We start from the raw sequence: 2,515 nt of genomic DNA on the forward strand, positions 1-2,515 counted from the left end.
CGGGCGATGGCCTCGCGGCGCTGCCGCAGGATGTCGCGGGCGTGGTCCAGCGGCAGTTCCTCCAGGACCGGGTCGGTCCGCTGCGGCCAATGCCGCATGCCGGCGTGGATCGCGAGCCAGCTGGTCTCGTCGAAGCCCTCGTCCTGCTGCTGATGCAGCACGCCGTGATGGCGCCAGAGTTCGATCTTGTAGGCCAGGGTCTCGGGCAGGTCCATCGTCGCCATGTCGCGCCACAGCGCGCTGTCGCGGCGCGCGGTGAGGCAGTAGTGCAGGAGGATGAAGTCGCGGATGCGGCGGAACTCGCGCGTGCCGCGCGCGTTGAACGCGTCGATCGCCGCCTCGTCGATCGGCGCCTTCGCTTCGAGCAGCGTCATCAGGTGGGCCAGGTTGGTCTGGATGAGGAAGATGCTGGTGGACTCCAGCGGCTCCAGGAAACCCGAGGAGAGCCCGAGCGCCACGACATTGCGGACCCAGAAGCGCTCGCGGTGACCGGTGCTGAAGCGCAGCAGCCGCGGCTCCGCCAGCGGCTTGCCGTCGAGCTGCGCCATCAGCTGCGCGCGCGCGGCGTCCGGGTCGATGTATCGGCTGCTGAAGACGTGGCCATGGCCGGTGCGGCTCTGCAGCGGGATGCGCCAGGCCCAGCCGCCCTCCAGCGCGGTGGCGCGGGTGTAGGGCGTCAGCGCCTCGCCGACGCGCTCGCAGGGGCAGGCCCAGGCGCCGTCGACCGGCAGCCAGTGGCTGAAGTCGACGAAAGGCTCCTTCAGCGCGCGCCCCAGCAGCAGCGAGGCGAAGCCCGAGCAGTCGATGAACAGGTCGCCCTCGACCTCGCGGCCGTCGGCCAGGCGCAGCCGCTCGACGTCGCCGTCCTCGCGCCGGAGCACCTCGACGATGCGGCCCTCGATGCGCCGTGCGCCCCGGCGCATCGACCACTCGCGCAGGAAGGCCGCATACAGCATCGCGTCGAAGTGGTAGGCGTACTTGTAGGGCGCGCCGCCGTCCTCGTCGGGCACCACGAAGCGGCCCTGCATCGCCATCGCCGTGGGCAGGCATTGCTCGCCGAGCTCGCCCAGCGAGGCATCGGCCGCGCGCCGGTACTGGCCCCACAGCATGTAGGGGCCGAGCAGGCTGCCGAAGTTGCCGAAGGTGTGGAAATAGCGATCGCCGATGCTGTGCCAGTCGCGGAACTCGATGCCCAGCTTGTAGCTGCCGTGGGTGGCGTGCAGGAACTCCGCCTCGTCGATGCCGATGCGCTCGTTGAAGGCGCGGATCGAGGGGAAGGTCGCCTCGCCGACGCCGATGATGCCGATCTCCTCGGACTCGACCAGCGTCACCGACCAGCGCCCCTGCCGACTCGACGCCAGCGCGGCGGCGGTCATCCAGCCGGCGGCGCCGCCGCCCACGATCACGATGCGTTGGACCATCTGCTTCTCCTCTTTCGCAAGCCGGCGCCGACGCACGCGCGCAGCCTCGCGCGGGCGATGCCAACGCCACGATGGCCTCGCCCAATTTTTTGGTATTACCACTTTGCCATGATGTTTTGTTGGTCAGACCGGTAGATACCCTGTTCCTCGGGGGCGAGGGCTCCCCCTATAAAAGGCCCACAACGACAGGAGTCGCGTTTTCGCGCGCAGGGAGCCATGGCACAACATCCGTACGGCGGCGAGGTCCGCCGGCAATACCAGGTCGTGGCCGACCGGGTCCGCGTGCTGATCCGCGATGGGGCCTACCTCGCCGGCGCGAGGCTGCCGGGGGAACGCGAGCTCGCCCAGCAGCTCGGCGTGTCGCGACCTTCGTTGCGCGAGGCGCTGATCGCGCTCGAGATCGAGGGCCGGATCGAGATCCGGGGCGGCTCCGGCGTCTATGTCTGCGCCGCGCCGGAGGAGCTCGGCGCGACGCCGACGCTCGGGGAAAGCCCCGCGGAGCTGATGCACGCGCGGGTGGTGGTGGAAAGCGCGGTGGCCACGCTGGCGGCGGCGCGGGTCGACAAGGCCTCGCTGGATCGCGTCCGCGACGCGCTCGAGGCGATGCGCGCGGATGTCGCCGCTGGCCGCAAGCCGGTCGAGGCGGATCGCCGCTTTCACCTGAGCATCGCCGAGATGAGCGGCAACCTGGTGCTGGCCGGCGTGGTGGGAACCCTGTTCGACGGGCGCCACGGCGCGATCTCCACCCGCATGAGTGGCCGCATCGAGTCGGTGACCCCGCCGTGGCGGGACGCGCTGGACGAGCACGAGGCCATCCTGCGCGCGCTCGAGTCGCGCGATCCGCAGGCGGCCTCGGCGGCGATGGTGGCACGGTGCAAGCCACGCTGTCGGGCAGCATCCACAACGATGCGACCTACACGGGCACGGCGCTCAACGCAGCGGCAGTGTCCATTCGCAGCATCGGTGGCGATGGTGGTGGGACGCACAACGACACGGCACGCACGACAGTCGATCACGCCAGCGGGAACCCTGGCGGCACCGGTGGTACGGGCGGCTCCATCACGGTGGACGCATTCAACCCGGACAGCACGCAG

The 2,515-nt window shown here is 70.3% G+C and carries 2 protein-coding genes; one reads left to right on the forward strand and one right to left on the reverse strand.

Annotated elements, in window-relative coordinates:
• A partial coding sequence (locus FUT87_RS25230; protein ID WP_147242775.1) for a tryptophan halogenase family protein occupies window positions 1-1,421 on the reverse strand: 1,421 nt, incomplete at its 3' end.
• A 216-nt stretch (window positions 1,422-1,637) separates the two neighbouring features.
• Here FUT87_RS25230 and FUT87_RS25235 point away from each other — a divergent pair.
• A partial coding sequence (locus FUT87_RS25235; protein ID WP_147242776.1) for a FadR/GntR family transcriptional regulator occupies window positions 1,638-2,515 on the forward strand: 878 nt, incomplete at its 3' end.

It is taken from the genome of Mitsuaria sp. TWR114 (assembly GCF_007997345.1).